Source organism: Pseudoalteromonas sp. '520P1 No. 423' (assembly GCF_001269985.1).
Taxonomy (GTDB): Bacteria; Pseudomonadota; Gammaproteobacteria; order Enterobacterales; family Alteromonadaceae; genus Pseudoalteromonas.
Map to the genome: position 1 here is coordinate 3,956,648 of NZ_BBZB01000001.1, position 23,698 is coordinate 3,980,345.

Here is a 23,698-nt window from a genome sequence, read left to right on the forward strand (position 1 = left end):
ATATTATTGCTAAGTTCTAAAGGGGCTTTTGAGCCCCTTTTATCTGTTTATAAATATTTTTTAAACCAAGTTATTAATTCTTGGTTTACTTCTTGTCGATGTTTAGTCAACCCATGATTTCCACCAGGGTAAACCACTAACTTATGAGGATGATTCTCTTTTTTTAGTACTGCAGCTAATTGAATAGACTGCTCTACATTGACACGCCAATCCTTATCACCATGAAGTAACAAAATAGGTGCTTTTTTTGGTAATTTATCAGTCCATTTAATAACTGAACGTTTTTCTAATTCTTCAGCTCTATTTTCTTTAAAGTTAGGCACTCTTTTTATAAGCATTTTTTCAAATTTAGGACGTATCTTTAATGCCATTTCTTCATCACTATTACCAGCCCCAACTGCAATTGCTTTTATATTAGGTAATGATTTAGCCGCAATATAAGTTTGCATACCACCACGACTCCAGCCATGCATACCAACTCTACTACTATCTGCATCAGGTATTTCATCTAACAACTGGGTCAAAGCTAAAACATCGTTAACATCCGCACCACCAAATTCATCCTTACCATTATTTTTAATATGCTTTGAGCTGCCTCTATACTGACTACCTATAACTATAAAGCCTTGTTTAGCGAGTGAAGCTAACTTATCAACTTTTGTGATAAATTTAGTTACACCAAAAGATCCATTTCCACCTCTGTTATAAATGATTACAGGTAGCTTTTCTCCTTTTATAAACTTAGGCTTTAGGTAAAAGCCAGCAACTGTAAAGCCGTCTACTTGATAAGTGAAATCAATACATTCAATTGTGTTTTTTACCTGCTCGAACTTTATTGGTGGAAACATTTCATTAAATTTATTTTTATTAAAGTTTTCCTTTTTTTTGCTTAAAAAGCCAGTCCACTTATCATGACTTTGAAAAGGCCCTCTAAAACAAGTTTTAGGGTTATCTATTGCTATTTTTTCTTCAACAAAATTTGCCTGAGCAAAAAAGCTTGTAACTAATGTCGCAGTAATGAAAGCTGTTTTAATGTACTTTCCATGTAATTTTATTTTTTTCATTATTTATCAATATCTTCAAATTAAAATCCAACGTAACTCGTACCTAATTACTTTAGAAAAATCAATCTATTTAAGTTAAATTACCGCCGGCAGAGCCGGAGGCTTATTTGATTACGCCCTCGAAAGGCTAAAGTTAACGCCCAAGGCGTATTAAATTCCAAATTTCAGTTGAGCTCGATGCTCATCTACTTTTTCTTGATTTCGAATATACTCAATCACCATATTTTCATCCAAACCTATCGTAGAAACAAAATACCCTCTAGCCCAGAAATTTTCACCATTGAAGTTTCGTTGCTTTCCTCTAAAGTTTTTTGCTATCGAAATCGCGCTTTTACCTTTTATATAACCAACAATTGTTGAAACTGAAAATTTTGGTGGAATACTAATTCACATATGAACATGATCTTTCATCAAGTGTCCTACTTCTATAATAACGCCTTTTCGTTTTGCTAATTCATGAAAAGTGTCACCTAAATGTTCTTATTGCTCCATATATCAATTTTTGACATTTTTTAGGAATAAAAACGATATGGTACTTACAATCCCATCTTGTATGGGTCAAACTTTTATAATCTCGCATAGGTTGTTTCCTCTTTACTTTTGGTTGAGCAAAGAGATTACATATAGCGCAAGAAATAAATATCTCTGGTGAACAAAAATAACGGATTGAAATGAATAGTTTTTTAGAAAAACTTAACTTTGCAGAAAATACAATTGAATTCACTGATACTATGGCTGTTATAGATGAAAATTACGAATTCACAGCGCAAGAATTTAAAAATGGTGATTTAGTCAATCAAGCAGGTGACAATTCAGGCTCATGTAAAATTTTTTCATTTGCTAAATTAAACCAATTGACCCAAGAACAAACTTTGGCTTACTTTGGTAAATATTACCGAGATGATGTATTGCAAAATCCTTCCAATACCGACCATCAAAATATCAGGAATTTTATGAAAACAGGCTGGCAAGGTATTGAATTTAAAGCCCTGGCATTAAAAGCTAAATAGCCTTAAAAATAGATAAGCACTTATAATTTCTTATCTATTTCCACATTTAATTTATTTAACCAAGCTTGGTGCAAGTTAGCTAATTCGCCAGATGTTTTTAGCTCCTCATATGCTTGCTTAAAATCATTAACGATTTCTAATGGCGTATTTTTACTCATAGCTATATATAAATTATTCGTTGTATTATTAAATTGATAAACACGCGAAACATCAGTAAAGCTATGCCCTAATGTTTTTAATCGCCACCTTAAGACGAGCTCATCCCCCGCCATGAAATCAACGCGCTCTTTCATTAACAAACCAATAGCTTGATCTTTGTCTCGTGTTAACTGTAAATTTTTTTTAGGGAAACCATCTAATGACTCTAAATAACTATGAAACCTAAACCCCCTCACTTCAGCAAATGTATAATTAGAAATGTCATGTTCAAACATAATATTATATTCTTTAGCTCTCTCACTTTTACACCAAATACTTGGTGTTAGGCGCCCCGTTTTACCAACCCAATGAAATAAAGCTTCTCGTTTTGGTATACGTGATAAAGCAAGCATCACAGCGTATTGTTCTGTTGTAATATTTTTATAAGCACGAGCCCAATTAATTTGATTATAATTTACCTGATACTGTGTTTTTTCTGTTAAACGCCTAAAAATAAGTTCACTAAAACCGGATATTTCACCATTATCAATTATTGAATAAGGCGGTATATGATTTGCGTAAACCTCTAAAGGTTGGGGCACCTTGGGAACAGTAACCTTTTGAGAAAAAACATTACAACTAAATAACATTATTATTAGTAGCAATGGAATATTACGCGTCATAAAAAACCTTCATAAAATTAGTTGGCAGATAATATACAAACCTAGTAACTATTTCAAAAAACAGAGCGATAAATACACATTATATAAAAACTAAATTGTAACAATATTGCACCAACCAAAATAAATTGCTAACTTTTAACAAACAAAAGTTATAAGTATTTTTTATGTCGCAATATAAATTTGAACAGTTTCAATTCAATAGTGAAAACTACCAGTTAACAAAAAATAAAATCAAACATACTGTTCGCCCAAAAACTGCAATGCTTTTGGCTTATTTAATTGCAAATAGACATAAAATAATCAGTAAAAAAGAGCTATTCAAATCAGTATGGCTGACAGAGCATGTGCAAGACCATACTTTATTTCAAGTGATCAGTGAGATAAGAAAACTATCCGATAATGAGCTTATTCGTACACAACCTAATTTAGGTTACCAATGGGTGGCTGCCACCAGCGAAATTAAAAATACACAACAAAAAGCATACCTTGGCATAGCTGTAAGTATTTTATGTCTCGCTTCATCTGCTTTATTTTTTACAAGCAATAATCAAACAGATATTAACAATACTAATTTACCTGCAATCACTGCTTATTCAAAAGCTGTTGTGGCTTTATCTCATGGTGATAATCAAGAAGCTCAAAAGTGGTTGCAATTTAGCTTAAAAGAAAATCCAGAATCAACAGAAACAAAACTGTTATTAGCTGAAAGTTTATTTCAACAAAATAAATTAACTGCTTCAGAGTCATACGCCAGAGAAATATTAAATAATAAAATAGCCTCATCATATAACTACTCGATGGCTTCAGACCTATTAAGTCGAATTTACGACAAGCAAGGTATGGTATTTGATGCACTGCAATATGCGATTAATGGTGCAAATGTTTTAAAAGCCTCTCAATCGGTATGCTCTATCGCTGCTACTGACGAAAGAGTCACATCATTATTAAAAGTAATAGGTGATAGCCATAACTCTCAGCAACAAAAAGATAAAATAGCCGAAAGCTATTATAAAAATAACGAAAACTATCAAGATGATTTAAAACAAAACAAATTATATTCAGATATGTGCGATCAAATTAAAAAGCTCTCAATCCATGATAAAAAAGCAGTATGTATTCCTTTAAAAGAGTCTGAATTTTTACTTTCAAACACGATTTATCTGAAAGACTCGTTTAATTCATAAGCTATTGTTTAAGCTTAATATATAGATATTTATAGGTCTTTATAGATTAATTAACTCACTTATATACACAATTTATAATATAACTTCCTTAACAATAAAGGAGTTAAATTATGAAATTAAAATCACTGAGTTTCGCACTCTCATTATGCTTTTATTCAAGCAGCAATCTTGCTCAAAGCCAAACTAAAATCATTGTAGAACCCAGTATAAAAAATAAAATAATCGCACTATTGCAAACTAAAAAAGAACTGAAAATAACTCAGTACGATTCACAGTTAATTGAAATTAATTTAGGGACTAAAACACTATTTGCAAGCAGCGATGGTAAATATATTTTTGCTGGCGCAATAATAGATACTCACAGCAAAACAAACATTGTTGAATTAAAAGAAAAACAAAATAGAAAATTTAAATTAGACAATTTATCTAAAAATATGCAACTCAGCTTTGCATCCACTACTGAAGAGCAACATCTAATCACTTTATTTACTGATATAGATTGTGGTTATTGCAGACAATTTCATAAACAAATTCCAGAACTCAATGCCAGGGGAATTTCAGTAAATTACATTATGTTACCTAGAGCAGGATTAAACTCTCCCTCATTTGATAAAACAAACTCCGTATTGTGCTCTGATAACCCGCAACATAATATGACTTTGGCTATGAATAATCAATTTAGCACTCATAACGCATGCAAGAGTAATTTAAAACAGCAGCTTGCTTTAGCTTCTGAATTTGGCATTAATTCTACGCCAACAATCATATTTCCAGATGGCTCGATAACTCCAGGATACCTCACAACAAAGCAACTCACTCAAATTCTTAATTAGGAACTGATATGAAATATAAACTTTTAGCCTTAGTTATTTTATTCGTTTCAACATTAGCTAATGCAACACAATTCAAACTGGGTGAACATTATACTGAAGTTAAAACCCCCTTTAAAACAGAAAAGTCTGTTATTGAATTCTTCTCTTTTTATTGCCCGCATTGTTATAAACAAGAACCCGTGATGAAAAATCTCATCGCTAATTTACCGAGTGATGTTATTTTTAAGAAAAATCATGTTGATGGCATGCCAGGTAAAAATTTAGAAATTGAACAAGCACTTACTAAAGCTTTGATCACGGCTGATATCCTTAAAGTAAAACAGCAGATAACGCCAATTATTTTTAGCTATATTCATAAAAATAAAGCTAACTTTAATTCCATCAAAGACATTAAAAATATATTTTTATTAAATGGCATTAAAGAAAAGGATTTTGATAAAGCTTTTAATAGCTTTGCCGTGAAAACACAATTTAATAAGGCACAACTAAAAACCGCAGTTTTAAGAAAACAAGGCGTAACAACTGTACCAACGGTAATTATTAACGGCAAATATAAAGTCGAAACACATAAAATTAGCAATCAAAGTCAATATAATGATTTAGTAATTTACCTACTCACTAAAAACACTTAATCCACACTGAGGCAAATTTAATTTGCCTTTTAAACCCCCGCTATAATTTGTAAAATATAAACAGAACCTAAATTTTAACTAATGAAACTTAAACCCTCAGTTATACATCGTAAAAAAATAAAATTCACCGCAATTTTAATAGGTCATTTTTTCCATTAATGTTATGGTTACGAAATTTTGAAATTTGAGTACTTTTTAATGACGACAACTACAGTCTCAGCGCCTAATAAGGAAAAAGGTTGGTTTAATCGCTTTTTAGCTACGGTTGAATTTTTAGGTAACATGTTACCTCACCCTATTACCTTGTTTGCTTTATTTTGTTTAGCCATCATCATATTCAGCGGCATTGCCAGTTGGTTTGGTTTATCTGCAATAGATCCGCGCCCAATAGGTTCCGCAGGTAGAGAAGCTGATGGCGTGATTGAAGTTGTCAGTTTATTGAGTGCTGATGGATTACAAAGAATCGTTACGGGTTTAGTAACTAACTTCACCGGTTTTGCACCATTAGGCACAGTATTAGTTGCACTATTAGGTGTAAGTGTTGCTGAACATTCAGGTTTATTATCTGCATCAATGCGCGGCATGGTAATGGGCGCATCAAAAAGATTAGTTACCTTTATGGTGGTATTTGCAGCTATATTGTCTAATACCGCATCAGAGCTAGGCTATGTTGTGCTGATCCCATTAGCCGCTATGATATTTCATAGTTTAGGTCGCCATCCTTTAGCGGGTCTTGCAGCTGCATTTGCCGGCGTATCTGGTGGTTATAGTGCTAACTTATTATTAGGCACGATAGATCCTTTACTTGCAGGTATTACAACTCCCGCGGCGCAAATGATAGATCCTAATTACCAAGTAGGTCCTGAGGCTAACTGGTATTTCATGATGATTTCAACTGTATTAATCGCTATTTTGGGCACCTTTGTTACAGAAAAAATTGTAGAGCCGCGTTTAGGTAAATATAACGACAATGAAGCCAGTATTGATTTAAGCCAAAACAGCATAGATCACTTAACTGTAACAGAGAAAAAAGGCCTAAAATATGCAGGTATTGCTTTATTAGTGATGTCTGGCTTATTAGCACTTACAATCGCACCAAGTGACGGTATTTTAAGACATCCAGACACAGGCCTAGTAGCAGGCTCTCCTTTCTTAAAAGGCATCGTTGTATTTATCTTTATCACATTTGCCATTCCTGGCTTTGTTTATGGTCGTGTTGTTGGCACTATGCGTAATGATAGAGATGTCATTGATGCGATGTCTAAAAGCATGAGTTCTATGGGCATGTATATCGTATTAGTCTTTTTTGCAGCGCAATTTGTTGCGTTTTTCAAATGGACAAACCTAGGGACTATTTTAGCGGTAAATGGCGCGACATTGTTACAAGCGATGAACTTAACAGGTCCTGAAGTATTTGTACTATTCATTCTAATGTGTGCCTTTGTAAACTTAAGCTTAGGCTCTTCTTCTGCACAATGGGCTATTACAGCACCCATTTTTGTGCCGATGCTAATGTTAATTGGTTACGCACCAGAAACCATTCAAGCGGCTTATAGAATTGGCGATTCCGTAACAAACTTAATCACCCCTATGATGAGTTATTTTGGTTTAATTCTCGCGGTAGCAGTTAAATATAAAAAAGATATGGGCATAGGTACTCTTATCGCCACGATGCTGCCTTATAGTATTGTCTTCTTTTTTGGTTGGGTTGCTTTATTTTATGTTTGGGTATTTGTTTTTAATATGCCTGTAGGTCCTGGTTCACCTATTTATTACCAGCCATAAATAATACCCAAAGCGTTAGATATTTTATAAAAAGCCAGGTTATCCTGGCTTTTTTATTCTTCACATTTACGTATACTCAATTGCATTAAATCTCACTTAAAACAATATAATGAAAAAAACGATTATCACAGTTATTATCATAGTTGCTTCTATTGGTGTTTATCACAACCTTCCTAAAAATGAAGTTAATGAAAATGTCACTTTAAATAGCGCTCTCTTTGAACAAGCAGCTAACCATGGCAAACTCAAATTAGATGAGATAGATGAAGCATCCGGCTTAGTCGCAAGTCATAATAATCCAAGAGCTTTTTGGACTCATAACGACAGTGGAGATAAAAATCGCATTTTTTTAATATCTCAATCAGGTGACAACCTAGGCACTTATACCTTAGAAGGTGCGATTGCTCGAGATTGGGAAGATATCAGTATAGGACCAGGCCCCAAAGCTAATACTAGCTATTTATACGTGGGTGATATTGGTGATAACCGCGCTCAATACAAAGAAAAAGTAATTTACCGTTTTATGGAGCCTAATGTCAGTCAGCAAGCCAGTGATAACCAAATCAACATTGCAAAAGAGCATATTGATACTATCACCTTCGAATTCCCTGATGGCAAGCGAGATGCTGAAACTTTAATGGTAGATCCGATCACCAAAGATATTTTTGTTATTTCAAAACGAGAAAAGCAAGTCGGTGTTTATGTTGCTCGCTACCCACAATCAACAACACAGATAAATATATTAACTAAGGTAGCAACCCTTGATATCCATAAAATAGTCGCGGGTGATATTTCAGTTGCTGGCAATGAAGTATTATTAAAAGACTATCAAAATATTTATTACTGGAAAAAACAAGCTAATGAGTCCATTGAAGAACTATTAACAACAGCACCTCAACGTTTGCCCTATAAAGCCGAACCACAAGGTGAAGCAATCGCATGGAAACAAGATAGCAGTGGATTTTATACATTAAGCGAAGCATCGAGCAGTGGCGCAGCTAAAATGTACTTTTATAAAAGAAAATAAAAATATAAACAAGTTAATACAGTCCATATAAAGAACTGTATTAAATTGATTCTCATATTTATCATTTAATTTCCCCCTTAATCACCAAATTTATCCGTTTAACACATAAGTCTCATCTCTCTTTTTAAAAACGCTAATCTAGACCTATCAAAACAAAACAGTCATCAATAATTTAACGCTTATATAGCACAGGGAACGACTATGAAAACATTAAAAGTATTAGCAGCAACTATCGCATTATCTTCAGTAACACTTGCAGGCTCTGCAATGGCAGATACTAAACATATTCAAGCGACTGATAACTCAGTTTCAACTGAAATTTGTGTTGCTGCAGCAAAAGGCAAGCTTATGAAGTTTAGCCAAGCAGTTACAAAGTCACGCCTTTCAATGAAAAAAGTCGCTGATGTAGTTAGCTGTAATGGACTTGATATTGCCAGCTTCGCACAAGAACAAGGTGCCAATAAAGTCGCTAAAAAAATTAATAGCTACCGCACACAACCGGCACAATATATCGCTAAAATTTAAAGTTATATGTAATAAATAACTTTAAACTGAGAATCAGTCATCAGCTAAAAAGCCGCACTTTAAAGTACGGCTTTTTAGTGTTTAAATTCTTTTACACATATTTTATTAGATTAAATTTGTGACACTTACTAACTATGATTACAATAACTTTAAGTATTAATCTAAAGCTTCCTTTTAATGAAACCACATATTCAGACACTGCTCACTTTATTGACTAAAAAAGACTTTAAAGCGCTTTTAGCTTTTTACCAGCAATCTAACGAGATTGAAAATATAGACCAATTAGCATTTGTATATCAGCAAGGTCAAAAGTCTTTATCTGTGTTTGAGTTTTACCAGCAAATTGCAACTAAATTCATAGAATCAAAAGGCTTACCCGAAACACTGATAAATCAAATTAATACGAGTGACGCATTAAGTTTTTTTACGCCTGCACTACAGCTAAATGACAATTTTAGTAAAGTAAATCAGCAACAAAGAAATGCTCTGCACTTTTTATTAGTGGGTAAAGCACAATACTCAGAGTTACCGCCATTTAACTACTTACGCTCTATGATGTTATTTGAAAGTAATGAATCACTCAGCTCTGCTTTAACACAAAGAGATTATAAAAACTTAACACCAATAGAAGCATATATGCTGGCAAATACTAATTTAAATACTTTGCCTGCGCATGAGTTCACCGCATTATTAGCTTTAATTGAAATTGAAACAGCACAGCAATCCATTGATTTAAAAAATTATGCAAATGTTATACAGGCGGTAAAAATATTATTTAAGAAACAAAATATGACTGTTGATGAAGAATTGCAACGCGTTTTACTCATTGCAACTTATTATGAAAAATCCACTAATCAAATAATAGGCGACTTAATAAACTAGTCAATATTACTCATATACTAAGCTGGTTCTTTAATTAACAATAACCTCCTATCGCTTAGGATATATACGCCTATTACTTATATTTCAATCCACTTTAAGCTAAAATTAGGTAAAATATTATAAATATCTGACTTTAGAGCAAGTGATAAAATAGCTGCAGATTGAGCTTTTATTTACAAAACCAAAAATTTAAAACGAGACTATTTAACATGACATTAGAAGTAAACTGCCCTACTTGCCAAAACAAAGTTGTTTGGAATGAAAAATCAGAACATCGCCCTTTTTGTTCTAAGCGTTGTCAATTAATTGATTTAGGCGAGTGGTCATTTGAGAATAATAAAATTTCGTCACCTATGAAAGTTGATGCTGAAATATCTGCAGATATGATAGAGGATATTGAAGCCATGCTTGCAGCAAATGAGCAAGATTTTTTTAAGGAGTAGATTTTAACGCTTTGAATAAGTTTTTGAATGTATTAAATGCCCCTGACAATGCGAACTGGTTAATTAACCAGTTCGGTAATGAACCACCTGGTTCAGCATAAGCCATATAAGTTATTTCAAGCATACCATCTTGTACTGGAGTTAATCGCCAACTGGCTTCAACCCCCGTTATAGCGATATTGTTACCATTTTTTTCAATGCCATCAGTTAAACTGGGTGGAGCCGTTTTCATTTTAATCAATAAGCTCCCATCGTCATAATACTGATAAATAGAATAAGTCAGCATATCACGATTTTTAAAAGGCCAAGGAGCATTAAATACACTATAAACAATATTCTCAACTTCAGATAAATGTTTTATAACAGATACCGATATAACACCATCTAACCATTGTGTGGCATTCTCAGTATCTTCAAGTAAAAAGACAAAGTCACTTACCTTAGCCTTTAATGTCGTCTGAGCTTTTAATTTAACTAAGCCTGTATGCGTATTTTTTTTATAAACTTTAATCCCAGATTTATTTTTATATAATACCCAAGGCTCAGTTGAATATGCCATGCTTATATTTAATACAGTAAGCATAAATAACAAGTATAATTTTATTTTTCCATTAATAAGCAAGTTACTAATCATTTCGCATCATCAGTATTCAGCGCCAATATGGTGCTGATTTAAATGTCGCTAAACGACTTTGCTCCATTGCTGAAAGCAAATTTTCTGATTTTTGTTCTAGCCAGATTTTGATTTTACTTAAACTGTCATCATTTTGCGCTGAGCATAAACGTTTAAGGTAATCTAAAGTACATAATTCATCAATGCCATCAATTATATCTAACCAAGGAGTTCTAAATTCTTCTCTTAATGCTTGATTAAACAAGTCACCTAAACAACAGCCGCTTAATAAATTCCGCTCTAATTGTTCTTTTTGGGCTATATAGGTTTTTTCTGATATATCCTGTTCTGAACCAATTAAACCTCTAATTTCATGCCAATCTTTTTCAAATAAACTCGCGGCTTTATCTGTTACTTTCTGCTCAGCTAATAGTAAGTGTGTGGCATTCCAATCATTTTGCCATTTTTCATCAACTAAAAAAATAGTCAAATTTAAAATTAAATGATTGTATCGCGCACTACAAAATACTTGATGCATTTTGCTGACGTCAGGATGTTGTAGCTTTAAGTTATCTATAACTTGATTTAACTCAGGTGCGCTTTTTATCTTTTTATAATAAGCATGTTTTTTTGAAGTGTAATTTTTTAGTTGAACAGCCGTTTCAACCCAACTCAACTCTTTTAAAAGCCAGTTTAATTCATCTAATAAAGGTTTGATTTTATCTTTATTTAAAATATTACTAAACAAACCAAAAGCATGAATAATAACGCTTACACCATCATTAATGCGCTTTAAAGTATGTAAAGCCGGGGCATCAAAGTAACATTGCTCATGTTTTTGCACAAACTCGATACCATACTGTAAACATGCGCTAAATGCTTGTTCTAACGTACTATCTGGCGCTAAAGACACCGAGTTTAATGTGCTATCAGCGATAAGCGGTTTATTGTCTGCAATACGATATCCTCGCGCAGCTTTACTATATAATCCAAGCCTAACCTCTGAATGCGAAATTAATTTTTGAGCGAGTATAAATAAATCTGAACGACTACCACTGACCAACTCCATTTCAACTTCACAAATGGTTTCAACTTGATTTGATGCGCTGATCTCCCCTTTATCTAAAACAAGCTCTATTTTAGTGCCAGATTCAGTTTCTAAGATCCAAGTACGGCGTATAAAGTTAGTGCTAAATATTGGATAGATGTTTTTATTTATTGCATCAATCTGCATACCATGAGGCCAGATATTTGCGTCAAATAATGATAAATCAGGATGTTTACCCTCTAAAGGTAAATTGTATTCTGGTCGTTGATGCAAGCCACCAACAACTTTCCCGGCAAGTTTAATGGTTTGCTCACATTGATTATCATTGCATGTTTCACCACCAAAGCAGCGAGTTCTTAATCCAATATCAAGCGCTCTAAACTCTCGACTAGCAGTATCAAAATATGCATTTTGTAAATTTCTAGATGGCTTATTTATCACTTTTTTAGCAAATTCAGTGATAATAGCAGGAATGTGAGCGATGACATTATCTGAGACTAGAAATTTAAGCTCTATCTCAGTATCCGTTAGTTCTGTATCCATTCGGTTTGGAAAATGACTTTAATAAGTAAACAAGTAGTCAAAATAAACTAATCCTTAGTATAAAAGCAAATTTTTTGGAAAATAATATGCCTTCTAAATTATGTACCCTTGCTATTAAACCTTTAACTTCATATTATTAAGGCGCTTTTCATCTTAAAAAATAATCAAAGGCTCAATATGTTAAAACCATTCATTTTTGTCATCGCATTGCTAAGCTTTGCCTCCCATGTTGTTGCCGAAGACAATATAATCAATACAGAGCAAACTGATGCTAAAAAAATATATATTACTGATAGCCTTTATATATATATGCATGCAGGTGCTGGTAAAAACTTTAGAATATTAGGCTCTGTTAATGCAGGCACTGAACTTGATTTTTTAGAACAGGATGATGACTCTGGTTTCACAAAAGTAAAAGATACTAAAGGTAGAACGGGTTGGGTTGATAAACGTTATATCTCTAAAACGCCAGGACTGGCTTTTAAAAATCAAGAATTAACGCAAATAATGACAATTGCACAAAATGATTTAAGAGAAGCACAGATTCAACTACCTAAGCTACAACAACAAAGTGCCATTTTGTTAACTGAGAATACAGATTTAAAACAACAAATAAAAACACTGAATGATAAAATAGAGCAGCAATCAAATTCAACACAAGCCGCTAATGAAAAAGAAAAACAACAATTGTTACTTTATGGTGGTGGTATTGCGTTCACCGGTTTGTTTATCGGTATTTTGCTTACTTTAATGTTGTCACGTCGTAAACGCAGCGGTTGGGCATAAGCTATTGAACATTAAATAGGGTTAGCGAGTACAACAAAGTCTCGCTAACTTAAAACATCTATCCACCTCAAAACGATTAACGCACAGAACTTTCGACCTATGCTATCTCACACTGTAATTAAGATTCTTGAACTACGACACCATCATCATGCTTGATATTTTCTATTACCATATATGTATGATGGGTAGAAACGCCCGGTATATCAACTAAATCACCTAAAACTTCTCTATACTGCGCCATATCTGCAACTCTTATTTTAAGCAAATAATCATAACCTCCCGCCACCATGTCGCACGCTACTACTTGCGGTATCGCAAAAATATGCTTTCTAAACTCTGTAAATACTTCTGTGGTTGATTTCTCAAGTGTCACTTGTACATGAGATACTAAGCTTTGATTTAGTTTCTCTGCGTTTAGCTTGGCAAAATAACCCTCAATATAGCCATCAGCTTCTAGCTTCTTTACGCGATCTAAACAAGGACTTGGACTTAAATTCACTTGCTCTGCTAAATTTACGTTCGAAATTCGACCGTTTTTCTGTAAAGCATCTAAAATTGCTAAATCGATTCGATCTAGTACACGAGTTTTAATAGAAATAGACATATCAGCATAATCTGCGGTTAAATTAAATCAATACCCACTAAAATAGCGGATATTGGCAAAATTCGCCAGCACATCCTGCTGTCATTTCTATAAAATGCTCACCAATTGATAATATATACCGAATTTTAGAGGGTCATCCCATGTTATTTAACGGCAACTTAAAAACAGATTGCGAAATTCGTCAAAAGATCCGCGATTTTTATCGCATTGATGAAGATAAAGTAATAGATCATATTTTACCATTAGCTGAAGTAGGTGTATCAGCAAGAAGCCGAGCATGGGAACGCGCGCGTCAACTAGTTGTTAATATACGTGAAGATCAACAAGGTCAAGGCGGTGTTGATGCTTTACTAATTGAATTTTCACTGTCTTCTGAAGAAGGCATCGTACTGATGTGTTTAGCTGAAGCTTTATTACGTGTGCCAGATAGCGATACACAAGATGCTTTGATCCGCGATAAACTATCAGGCGGCGACTGGAGTTCTCACTTAGGCAACAGCGACTCTATATTCGTAAATGCGTCATCTTGGGGCCTATTAGTAACAGGTAAAGTTGTAGACTACTCGGATAGAAGCAAAGAAGAGCAATTTGGCTTATTGAAAAAAACCATAGGCCGTTTAGGTGAACCTGTTATTCGTCGTTCTGTACGTGTTGCGATGAAAATCATGGGTAAACAGTTTGTAATGGGCCGTAATATTAACGAAGCCTTAGAGCGCGCTACTGAAAAAGAAAAAAATGGTTATGCCTACTCTTACGATATGTTAGGCGAAGGCGCTCGTACTATGACGGATGCTGAGCGTTACTTCCAAAGCTACATGAATGCGATTCATGTTATTGGTAAAGCGGCAAATGGTCGTGGCCCAATAAAAAGCCCAGGTATTTCAATTAAATTATCTGCACTTCATCCCCGTTATGAATTTAGCCATTCTGAGCGTGTTGTAGAAGAGTTAATTCCTAAAGTAAAAGAATTAGCACTCGTAGCTAAAAGCTATGATATAGGTTTTACAGTTGATGCAGAAGAAGCTGACCGTTTAGATATCTCTTTAGATATCATTGAAGCTGTTTTTTCAGATAATAATTTAGGTGACTGGAATGGTTTTGGTTTAGCTGTTCAGGCATACCAAAAACGCGCTACTTTTGTAATTGATTGGTTAGTAAACTTAGCACACAAAGCTGGCCGTAAAATGATGGTGCGCTTAGTAAAAGGCGCATATTGGGATACAGAAATTAAAACATCTCAACAAGATGGTTTAGAAAACTTCCCAGTATTTACACGTAAAGCATCTACAGATGTATCTTACAAAGCCTGTGCCATTAAGTTAATGAATGCACGTGATGTAATTTTTCCTCAATTTGCAACGCACAACGCATACTCAGCAACAACGATTTTAGAAATGGCTGGTGACAATCATTCTAACTTTGAATTCCAGTGTTTACACGGTATGGGCGAGTCTTTATTCAAGCAAATTATTGCTGAAGATAAAGTGCAATGTCGTATATACGCACCAGTAGGTGAACATGAAGACTTATTAGCGTACTTAGTACGTCGTTTACTTGAAAATGGTGCTAACTCGTCATTTGTCAATGCGATTGTTGATGAAACACAGCCAGTTGAAACTTTATTACATGATCCGGTAGAAAAAACACAGTCTCTTAAAAACAAAGCCAATACACAAATCGCACTACCGATTGAGATATTTGGTGAAGAGCGTGATAACTCAAAAGGCATGGATTTAACTGATATCAACCACATTTCACCTTTCAAAGAAAATCTTGATAAGTGGTTCACTGAAAATCAAATTAGTAAATCTGATGTACCAGAAGGTGCACATGCGGTTTTAAACCCTGCAAATCATGATGAGATTATTGGCCACTTAACCCATCACGATGAAGCACAAATGAAGCAGCTGATTGTTAATTCAGAAGCCGCTTATACTGATTGGTCTGCGACACCGATAGCAAAAAGAGCCGAGTTATTACGCCGTACAGCTGATATTTTAGAGCGTCATCGCGATGAGCTAATTGCTATCTGTATTAAAGAAGCGGGTAAAATCCCACAAGATGGTATTGATGAAGTACGTGAAGCAGTAGATTTCTGTCGTTATTACGCAGCTCGCGCCGAAGAGCTAGCAAAAGATGATCGCTTTGAAGCACGCGGTGTGATTTTATGTATCAGCCCATGGAACTTCCCGCTAGCTATTTTCTTAGGTCAAGTTGCTGCAGCGATTGTGACTGGTAATACAGTAATTGCTAAGCCAGCAGAGCAAACAAGTTTAGTAGCACTTCGTACTATTGAATTAATGAAAACTGTTGGCCTACCTGAAAACGTAGTACAAGCAGTTATTGCTCGCGGTAGCAAAGTAGGCCAAGTGATTGTGCCTGATACCCGTGTTAAAGCAGTAATGTTCACAGGTTCGACAGAAACGGGAACTCGTATCTCTCAAACACTGGCTGAACGTGGTGGCGATCAAGTGCCATTAATTGCTGAAACTGGTGGTCAAAACTGTATGATCGTCGATTCTACCGCTTTACCTGAGCAAGTTGTTGATGATGTGATTTCATCTGGTTTTCAAAGTGCAGGTCAACGTTGTTCAGCATTAAGAGTATTGTTTGTTCAGGAAGAAATTGCTGATAAAGTAATTACAATGCTCAAAGGCGCGCTTCAAGAACTACATATTGGTAACCCAGCAATGCTTTCAACAGATGTTGGTCCCGTAATCGATCAAAAAGCATTTGATGCATTAAATGATCACGTTGAGTACCTTAAAGGTCGCTCTACTTTACATTATGAATGTAAAACGCCAGAGATGGGTGATACAGGCAATTTCTTCTTTGCACCTCGTTTATACGAAATCAGTGACTTATCAGTACTAACAAAAGAAGTATTTGGCCCATGTGTTCATGTAATACGTTTTAAAGGCTCTGATTTAGAAAATGTTATAAACCAAGTTAATGCCACAGGTTTTGGTTTAACTATGGGTATTCATACTCGTATTGAAGAACGCGCAAATTACTTAGCTAAAATGTCTCGTGCCGGTAATGTTTACATTAATCGTAATATGATTGGCGCTGTTGTTGGTGTACAACCATTTGGTGGTCGCGGTCTATCTGGAACTGGCCCTAAAGCTGGTGGTCCAAATTACTTAACACGCTTAGTAACTGAAAAAGCATCACCAACAAGCATTCAGTCAACAAGTGTTAAAGCGACAGATACTGAAATGTCTAATTTACCTTCAGCGCAAGAGCAAGTAAATAAACTACTAACAAATGCAATGAAAGTAGAAAATTTATGGCGCATGGCACCGCTTAATGATCGTATTTCAGCCATACGTCAACTACTTGCAAAAGTAGCAACTGTTGAGATCGTAAATGAATTAGCCGATGATTTAGCACTGACGTTATCTGATGCGCGCACGCAATTAAACAACATTGAAAAACGCTTAGCTAAGGCAACTGTTTTACCAGGACCAACTGGCGAATCTAATATGCTTTACCTTGAGCCTCGCGGCTGTGTTGCATGTTACGCAGATAAAGATACTTCATTTAATTTTTGGGTGTTATCTATCGTTACAGCACTTGCTACGGGTAATACAGTGATCACAGTCGTTTCTGACTTATTCCATGACGAAGCTCTAGCATTTAGAGATAAATTAATTTCGACTGGTGTTGCTGAAGGTGTACTGCAAGTAACTAAATTAAGTCACTTACAATCACTTCTTGCACATCCTAAATTGGCTGGTTCAGTGATAGGCAGCGGTTGTGAGCGTAAAGGGTTTGTTAGTGAGCAGTTAGCTGCACGCAGTGGCGCGATTCTACCTGTGATCAGTTCTGAGTATTATGATACGTTAATTAATCGTTTGGTAACTGAAAAAACTGTAAGTATCGATACAACGGCCTCAGGTGGCAATACTTCTCTAATGACTTTAACTGAAGAAGATTAAACCTTAATTTCAGTTATCTTATGAAAATTTAGCGGAGGGAGCTCTCCCTTCGCTAACATTATTTTTAAACTTCCCACATTTTAAATTTCAGTTTTAAAATTGGAATTATCCCTTATATTTTGCTAGTTTTAATCTATCTACTGCGCTTTGGCTCTTCAAATCTTTATGTTACAGAAACTATCGATAGGTCAATTACAACCCGGAATGTTTGTCAATAATGTGACTAAGCAAAATGGCAGTGTTCAAGTTAAAAATCAAGGTTGGGTACGCACACAATCAAGCATTAATAATTTGATAAAATCAGGTATTCTTGAAGTCGAGATTGATTCAAGTAAAACGATTATTGAAAAAACAAATAATCAAACTGAAGAGGAAGAACCGATAAATGAAGCACCTTATGATCCAACATATGCAAGTGTTAGCCTAGATAAAGAGATTAACAAAGCTAAAAAACTTTATAAAGAAGCCAAAGATCTACAAACCAAAGCGTTTAAAAGTATAAAAGCAGGTAGAAAGGTTGAAATAGAACCTTTTAAAGAAGTCGCCAATAGTTTTATTGATTCAGTATTTCGTAATCAAGATGCACTTGCTTGCATTACCCGTATTCGAGAAAAAGAAGCTTATCTTTTAGAGCACTCTATCAATGTATCTGTATTAATGACAATTTTCGCCAAACACCTACATATAGACCGTGAAATAATTCATGAGCTAGCAACGGGTGCTTTGCTGCATGATATCGGAAAAATAAAAATTGAAGATGAAATTTTAAATAAACCAGGAAAATTCACAGATAGCGAATTTGATGAAATGAAAAATCACGCCCGCTATAGCAAAGAAACCCTCGAGGAGGCTGGATTATCAGGGATCGCTGTAGAAATTGCTGGTTACCATCATGAGCGACTTGATGGTAATGGCTACCCATATGGCTTAAAAGGAGATGAAATCAGCCAGTATGTTCGCATGATTTCAATTGTGGATGTATATGATGCGCTCACAGCCAAACGTGTTTATAAAAATGATATGCCACCAATCAAAGCATTTAAAATATTAAAAAAAGACACTCCAGCCTGTTTTGACGAAGTACTGTTAAATAAATTTATTGCATGTATCGGAGTTCATCCAGTGGGTACTTTAGTTAAATTAACCAGTCAAAAACTAGGTATTGTATCTAAAAGTAACTTCCAAAACCCTTTGAAGCCATGCGTTAAATTATTTTATAGTGCAAAACACCATCACCATACAGAAGTGAAAGATATTGATTTATCCAAAAAAAACTGCACGGATGAAATCGAAAGATCAGTAAAACCAGAAGATTTTAATATCGAATTAATGCACTTTTTTAAAACCGTATTTTTAAATTAAATGGATAATCTTAAAAAAGTATCTATTACTAAACTCACTATTGGTTCTTATGTAGAAAAAGTATCTAAGCAACTTAGCCAAGTACAATAATAAAAACAGGCTGGGTGAAAGATAAAAAGGCTACCTCAGAGCTTAAAAGAGAAGGAGTGATTGAAGTTGTTATAGATTTAGATCGACAACAAAAAGAAAAAAAACACTTAACAAACCAGACGAAAAGTAAATTTTTCAGAGTCTATCCCAATTGTATTAGCTGGCTTAGTTCATGATTTAGGGAAATTATTACTGTAAACAAAGCTACAAAGAACTTCTAATTCATTCACTAAAGAAATGAATATTCAACGGCAACAACATGTTAAATTAACAATGCAAATTTTAAAAATAAGCCAGAGGCTCGACTTCGGCATATCAATATTTAATGACTCAATCACCAGAGTTTTTGATCCCGATTTATTGCAAGCCATCATTAAAAGTAGTGGTGTGTATGTCGCTGGCAGTTTAGTCAAACTCAAAACTGGAAAAGTCGGTTATGTAAAAGAGTTTAAACTCGATACAGCAAGCTCGCCTATTGTGCACTGTTTTTTTAATGCACGCTTTAACCATCATATAGAAGCATCTGATATTGATTTATACGCAGAGTTTATTGAAGATGCTATTGAAGCGACCATAAATAAAAGCGATAACAAACTTGCGTTAGAGCAATATATATAAGTTTATTTATAGTATATAAAGCTAAAGTAACCAATCATCCATAGCTGACATACTAAAGCGATAACCCTCAATACTCATTAAAGTCATTTCAGGGGCTATCTCTAATATTTTTATAGGCCCTAAACTATCTCCCTCATACAATTCCTTATTATTTAATTTTATCCAACGTCTGCTAGCATCAGTTGCATAAATATGAGCTTGATAAGTAATTTCAGGAATTAAACTTTGTATTACATCAGGCAATAACTGAATTGGCTGCGCCATTGCTGAGTCTTTGGTTGCAGTTGTTACTTCATAGCTATCATTTTCTTGGGTTGCTGCAACAGCCCTCGCAAATGCAGTTTTCAACGAGTCTGGTAATTTCGCGATTTCATTATTATCACTATTAGTTTGCGCACTGTTTACGTTTGTAGAAAGTTGCTCAATCGGCTTACCAACTACTTTATATTTACTGTAATCAATCTGTGTTTGTTGTGTATTTTCAACCTGCAATTTTTGATTATTAGGGTACGCATTTTGGACAATAGGCTGATAAGCTTGACCATTAAAATTATTTTGTACTGGCACTAATTGATATTGTGTTGGCATAGTTTGCTGAACAATAACTGGCGCTGTTTGCACAGGCATGGTCAATGTTTGGGCCTGTGGTTTTGTCACTAATGTTTCATTAATCGCTTCAACAGAGTTTTGTTTTACAATATTAGATGTAGGAATTTTTGACTCTTGAAACCATCTTCCAGCCATAAAACCAACAGATAAAATAACAACTAAAGCCAATACAGCTATTAATGAAAAAGCCAATTTACGGTAAAAATTCAAATCTTTTTGCTGTGAATAATTTTGGCTTGTATCTTTTGCATTTTGCGCAGCTCGGCTCACTTCACCTTGCTCTGACTGCTTTAATGCATCTAATAAATATGACATGAAATCCTATCCTAATTCAATTCCCGTAAAAACAGGATTTGTTAGCCTCTTATTCAACTTTGAAAAAGGGCATTAATTTGTAATACATACCACGTAGTGATCTTTATAGAGATACGCAGCAGATCTTTTTAAAAAATAAATGACAAAGCAAAACCCGTTGTAATGCACAATAATGCAGCAATAGACAGCATTACTGGAGAGGTGATTTTACTTGGCTCTTGCTCTTGTTGTAAAGGCAGCACTTCTGTTGCGGCTTGTTTTACTATGAGCTTATTAACGTATTGCTGCTGATTAGCAAATGCGCCCATCAGTGCCCTATCGCATAATAAATTAATTAACCTCGGGATCCCTGCTGTAAGCTGATGGATCAATTTAATTGAATTAGTTGCAAATATAGGAGCGTCAGTACCCGCTTTATGTAATCTATGTTGAATATAAGCAAATACCTGCGCCTCAGTTAAAGGTAAAAGGTGATATCTCGCAGTGATCCTTTGTGCTAATTGGCGCAATTCATTACGTTTTAATAATTGTTGTAATTCCGGCTGACCAACTAGAATTATTTGCAATAGCTTTTTATGGTTGGTTTCTAAATTGGTTAATAGTCTTAACTGTTCTAATACTGCAGGTGCAAGATGCTGTGCTTCGTCAATAATCAACATAGTATGACCACCAGATTGATGGTTTTTCAACAGTCTATTTTTAATTTTATCTGTTAAATTTTTTAAACTTGCATCAGATTTTTTATATCTAATGCGAAGCTCATCACAAATACTTGCAAGCAGCTCCAACTCAGACAAAGATGGGTTTAATACAAAGGCTACCTGCGTGGTATCAGGCAGCTCTTCAAGCATACACCGAGTAACAGTTGTTTTACCTGTGCCAACCTCACCGGTTAACAAAACAAAACCTCCCGCATCACCTAAGCCAAATGTTAAATGCGCTAAAGCTTCTTTATGTCTATCACTTAAAAATAAGTATTCTGGATTAGGGGCAATAGAAAACGGTTTTTCTTCTAAACCAAAAAAGCTTAAATACACAAATAACCTCACTGCAAAATATACAAGATAATCCACACTATAATGACAAAAATCAGCTCACAAAAATACAATAAAACATAAATTAAACGGCTTTTAGTACCAAATAAGGAAAACCACATGATATTTTATGGTTTCTATATTACCCATAAACTAAAACAATCAATTTATAATCTGATAAAATAACGTAATTACTGACAAGTTTAAATTTAAAAATGAAAATATACTTAGTAGGTGGTGCTGTACGTGATGCATTATTGAATCGAACAATCAAAGAACGTGATTATGTGGTGATTGGCGCGACAATTGCTCAAATGAAACATCAAGGATTTACACAAGTCGGTAAAGACTTTCCGGTATTTTTACATCCAAAAACCAAGGATGAACACGCCTTAGCACGAACAGAAAAAAAGCAAGGCAGTGGCTATACCGGTTTTATATGTGATTTTAATCCTAGTATCACACTTGAAGAAGATTTAATTAGACGCGATCTCACAGTAAATGCTATTGCACAAGATGAAACAGGGGAAATAATCGACCCTTATAATGGTAAAGCTGATCTCAAAAATAAAATACTACGCCATGTATCTAGCGCATTTAGTGAAGACCCATTACGTGTTTTACGTGTTGCCCGCTTTGCTGCTCGCTATCAATATCTTGGTTTTACCATAGCAGAAGAAACCATGGCCTTAATGGCTAATATGGTTACAAGTGGTGACCTTAATACACTGACACCAGAGCGTGTATGGATGGAATTTGATAAATCATTATCTGATGGCAATTTTTTTACTTTCTTAAAAGTCCTAGATACTATCAAAGCGTTAAACTGCATTGCACCATCCCTCAATGCGCTATTTTCTGATACAAAAAATGAATTATTAAGTCAACGATTAGTTAATACAGAAGTTGACAGCGATATTCTATTTAGCCAACTCGCTGATTTTTTATCTCAAGAGCAAGTTAAACAATTAATTACTGATTTAAAGCTGCCAAACCAATATAAAGAATTAATACTTTTAAAACACAGCCATCAAGCTGACTTATTAAAAGCTGATAATCTTACTGGTAGTGAAATGCTTGCGTTATTTAATAAAGTAGATATTTGGCGACGACATGACCGCTTTGAGCGATTAATAAAATCTCTGCAAGGTAATGCATTATTTACACAAATCAAATGTGAGACATTAGAAAAATCATATAAAATTGCTGCCGCTGTAACTGCTAAGCAATTTGTTGAACAAGGCATTAAAGGCCCTGAAATTGGCAAAGCAATTATGGCTGAAAAGTTACATTTATTAGAAAAGTTTTTAGCTAATCATTAGGCTTTAAACTTTTTAATAGTTTAGCTACTGACGTTGAAATACGTTTTTTACGAATGTTTTTATCTAAGCTTGGCTCTAAATATAGTTGAATAGAGCCTCGCCATGCAGCTTTCCTTTGTATGGGATCAACTATAGCAACAATTAATGTACCTTGTTTTAAATCACTATCATTGCTTAGCTCAGGAAAAAGCTGGAACAACTCTAAGTACTCAGAACTTGTAAAGTTATCATCAGCAACAGCTAATGCGACAACTTGATATTGTGTTTCTTCTAAACCAGGAGCAAGGCTAAAATTAAAGCCTTTACCTATAATTTCTTGTTCAATCTTATGTTTTATTAATTGCGTAAATTCCGATTTTTCGGATTTTTGTAGTTCTGTTGGACTTTGCGTCCCTGTATATATTTTAAAATCTGCATACCAAGTGAGCTCTGTTTGTCGTGATATTGGTATTTGAGGATTACTTACTGCGACTACTCTTTTCTCTTTTAAATCATTAGGGTTGTGACTGCAGCCTAATCCTACAAAAAATGATAACAGTGTTATTAGCAGCAATAAGTATTTCATAGCTTGTCCTTTAGTTATAACAAGCCACATTCAAGTGGCTGA

The 23,698-nt window shown here is 34.6% G+C and carries 22 protein-coding genes and 1 pseudogene; 14 read left to right on the forward strand and 9 right to left on the reverse strand.

The window, feature by feature from the left end; genetic code table 11:
- Positions 1–47: 47 nt before the first annotated feature.
- Together PSA_RS18040 and tnpA are read right to left on the reverse strand one after the other, a co-directional pair.
- On the reverse strand, positions 48–1,064 hold the full coding sequence (locus tag PSA_RS18040; RefSeq protein WP_042147077.1) for a S9 family peptidase: 1,017 nt from the start codon (positions 1,062–1,064) through the stop codon (positions 48–50).
- Between the two features lie 150 nt (positions 1,065–1,214).
- Positions 1,215–1,644: pseudogene (gene tnpA / locus PSA_RS24755) on the reverse strand (IS200/IS605 family transposase).
- Between the two features lie 91 nt (positions 1,645–1,735).
- Between tnpA and PSA_RS18045 the strand changes: the two are divergent.
- The gene (locus PSA_RS18045; protein WP_193216532.1) at positions 1,736–2,074 is read left to right on the forward strand and encodes a HopJ type III effector protein; all 339 of its coding nucleotides are present in this window, start codon (positions 1,736–1,738) and stop codon (positions 2,072–2,074) included.
- Between the two features lie 20 nt (positions 2,075–2,094).
- Here the strand turns inward: PSA_RS18045 and PSA_RS18050 are convergent, their stop codons facing one another.
- The gene (locus PSA_RS18050; protein WP_059364979.1) at positions 2,095–2,895 is read right to left on the reverse strand and encodes an ABC transporter substrate-binding protein; all 801 of its coding nucleotides are present in this window, start codon (positions 2,893–2,895) and stop codon (positions 2,095–2,097) included.
- Positions 2,896–3,059: 164 nt separating this feature from the next.
- On the opposite strand from PSA_RS18050, the gene PSA_RS18055 reads away from it, so the two are divergent.
- The 8 genes from PSA_RS18055 to yacG all read left to right on the forward strand — a co-directional run bounded on the left by PSA_RS18055 (position 3,060) and on the right by yacG (position 10,206).
- Positions 3,060–4,079 (forward strand): winged helix-turn-helix domain-containing protein, encoded by a 1,020-nt coding sequence (locus tag PSA_RS18055; RefSeq protein WP_042147067.1) that lies wholly within the window; start codon positions 3,060–3,062, stop codon positions 4,077–4,079.
- A 110-nt stretch (positions 4,080–4,189) separates the two neighbouring features.
- Entirely contained in the window at positions 4,190–4,912 is a 723-nt protein-coding gene (locus tag PSA_RS18060; RefSeq protein WP_042147064.1) for a thioredoxin fold domain-containing protein, read from the forward strand.
- Between the two features lie 8 nt (positions 4,913–4,920).
- Positions 4,921–5,544 (forward strand): thiol:disulfide interchange protein DsbA/DsbL, encoded by a 624-nt coding sequence (locus PSA_RS18065; protein WP_042147063.1) that lies wholly within the window; start codon positions 4,921–4,923, stop codon positions 5,542–5,544.
- 198 nt (positions 5,545–5,742) lie between these two features.
- Positions 5,743–7,329 (forward strand): AbgT family transporter, encoded by a 1,587-nt coding sequence (locus tag PSA_RS18070; protein WP_042147197.1) that lies wholly within the window; start codon positions 5,743–5,745, stop codon positions 7,327–7,329.
- A 109-nt stretch (positions 7,330–7,438) separates the two neighbouring features.
- On the forward strand, positions 7,439–8,356 hold the full coding sequence (locus tag PSA_RS18075) for a hypothetical protein (RefSeq protein ID WP_197276833.1): 918 nt from the start codon (positions 7,439–7,441) through the stop codon (positions 8,354–8,356).
- Between the two features lie 201 nt (positions 8,357–8,557).
- Complete coding sequence (locus PSA_RS18080; RefSeq protein ID WP_042147060.1) at positions 8,558–8,881, forward strand: DUF3718 domain-containing protein; 324 nt, start codon at positions 8,558–8,560, stop codon at positions 8,879–8,881.
- A gap of 177 nt (positions 8,882–9,058) precedes the next feature.
- Positions 9,059–9,763 (forward strand): hypothetical protein, encoded by a 705-nt coding sequence (locus PSA_RS18085; protein ID WP_042147058.1) that lies wholly within the window; start codon positions 9,059–9,061, stop codon positions 9,761–9,763.
- A gap of 209 nt (positions 9,764–9,972) precedes the next feature.
- A complete protein-coding gene (gene yacG, locus PSA_RS18090; RefSeq protein ID WP_042147191.1) occupies positions 9,973–10,206 on the forward strand; it encodes a DNA gyrase inhibitor YacG in 234 nt (77 codons plus the stop codon).
- Here the strand turns inward: yacG and PSA_RS18095 are convergent.
- Together PSA_RS18095 and PSA_RS18100 are read right to left on the reverse strand one after the other, a co-directional pair.
- Positions 10,196–10,840, reverse strand: coding sequence for an START domain-containing protein (locus PSA_RS18095; protein ID WP_059364981.1), 645 nt, complete (start codon positions 10,838–10,840; stop codon positions 10,196–10,198). The two genes, yacG and PSA_RS18095, sit on opposite strands and share 11 nt — an antisense overlap.
- A gap of 16 nt (positions 10,841–10,856) precedes the next feature.
- On the reverse strand, positions 10,857–12,410 hold the full coding sequence (locus PSA_RS18100; RefSeq protein ID WP_042147053.1) for an inorganic triphosphatase: 1,554 nt from the start codon (positions 12,408–12,410) through the stop codon (positions 10,857–10,859).
- 177 nt (positions 12,411–12,587) lie between these two features.
- On the opposite strand from PSA_RS18100, the gene PSA_RS18105 reads away from it, so the two are divergent.
- Positions 12,588–13,196, forward strand: coding sequence for a TIGR04211 family SH3 domain-containing protein (locus PSA_RS18105; RefSeq protein WP_042147047.1), 609 nt, complete (start codon positions 12,588–12,590; stop codon positions 13,194–13,196).
- Between the two features lie 118 nt (positions 13,197–13,314).
- On the opposite strand, the gene PSA_RS18110 is transcribed toward PSA_RS18105, so the two are convergent.
- A complete protein-coding gene (locus tag PSA_RS18110; protein WP_042147046.1) occupies positions 13,315–13,800 on the reverse strand; it encodes a winged helix-turn-helix transcriptional regulator in 486 nt (161 codons plus the stop codon).
- A gap of 140 nt (positions 13,801–13,940) precedes the next feature.
- Between PSA_RS18110 and putA the strand changes: the two genes are divergently transcribed.
- The 3 genes from putA to PSA_RS18125 all read left to right on the forward strand — a co-directional run bounded on the left by putA (position 13,941) and on the right by PSA_RS18125 (position 19,811).
- Positions 13,941–17,741, forward strand: a complete 3,801-nt coding sequence (gene putA / locus PSA_RS18115) for a bifunctional proline dehydrogenase/L-glutamate gamma-semialdehyde dehydrogenase PutA (RefSeq protein WP_042147044.1) — start codon at positions 13,941–13,943, stop codon at positions 17,739–17,741.
- 165 nt (positions 17,742–17,906) lie between these two features.
- Positions 17,907–19,103 carry an HD-GYP domain-containing protein gene (locus tag PSA_RS18120; protein ID WP_042147041.1) on the forward strand — a complete coding sequence of 399 codons (1,197 nt, stop codon included), beginning with the start codon at positions 17,907–17,909 and terminating at the stop codon, positions 19,101–19,103.
- 363 nt (positions 19,104–19,466) lie between these two features.
- Positions 19,467–19,811: a hypothetical protein gene (locus tag PSA_RS18125; RefSeq protein ID WP_157575791.1), complete on the forward strand. Its 345-nt coding sequence runs from the start codon at positions 19,467–19,469 to the stop codon at positions 19,809–19,811.
- A gap of 21 nt (positions 19,812–19,832) precedes the next feature.
- Here the strand turns inward: PSA_RS18125 and PSA_RS18130 are convergent, their stop codons facing one another.
- Entirely contained in the window at positions 19,833–20,735 is a 903-nt protein-coding gene (locus PSA_RS18130; RefSeq protein WP_052380055.1) for a general secretion pathway protein GspB, read from the reverse strand.
- 128 nt (positions 20,736–20,863) lie between these two features.
- Positions 20,864–21,772, reverse strand: coding sequence for an ExeA family protein (locus tag PSA_RS18135; protein ID WP_042147036.1), 909 nt, complete (start codon positions 21,770–21,772; stop codon positions 20,864–20,866).
- Between the two features lie 212 nt (positions 21,773–21,984).
- Between PSA_RS18135 and PSA_RS26900 the strand changes: the two genes are divergently transcribed.
- Positions 21,985–23,091, forward strand: a complete 1,107-nt coding sequence (locus PSA_RS26900) for a CCA tRNA nucleotidyltransferase (RefSeq protein ID WP_042147033.1) — start codon at positions 21,985–21,987, stop codon at positions 23,089–23,091.
- Here PSA_RS26900 and PSA_RS18145 read toward each other — a convergent pair.
- Positions 23,081–23,656 carry a hypothetical protein gene (locus PSA_RS18145; protein WP_127924151.1) on the reverse strand — a complete coding sequence of 192 codons (576 nt, stop codon included), beginning with the start codon at positions 23,654–23,656 and terminating at the stop codon, positions 23,081–23,083. The two genes, PSA_RS26900 and PSA_RS18145, sit on opposite strands and share 11 nt — an antisense overlap.
- Between the last annotated feature and the right edge of the window lie 42 nt (positions 23,657–23,698).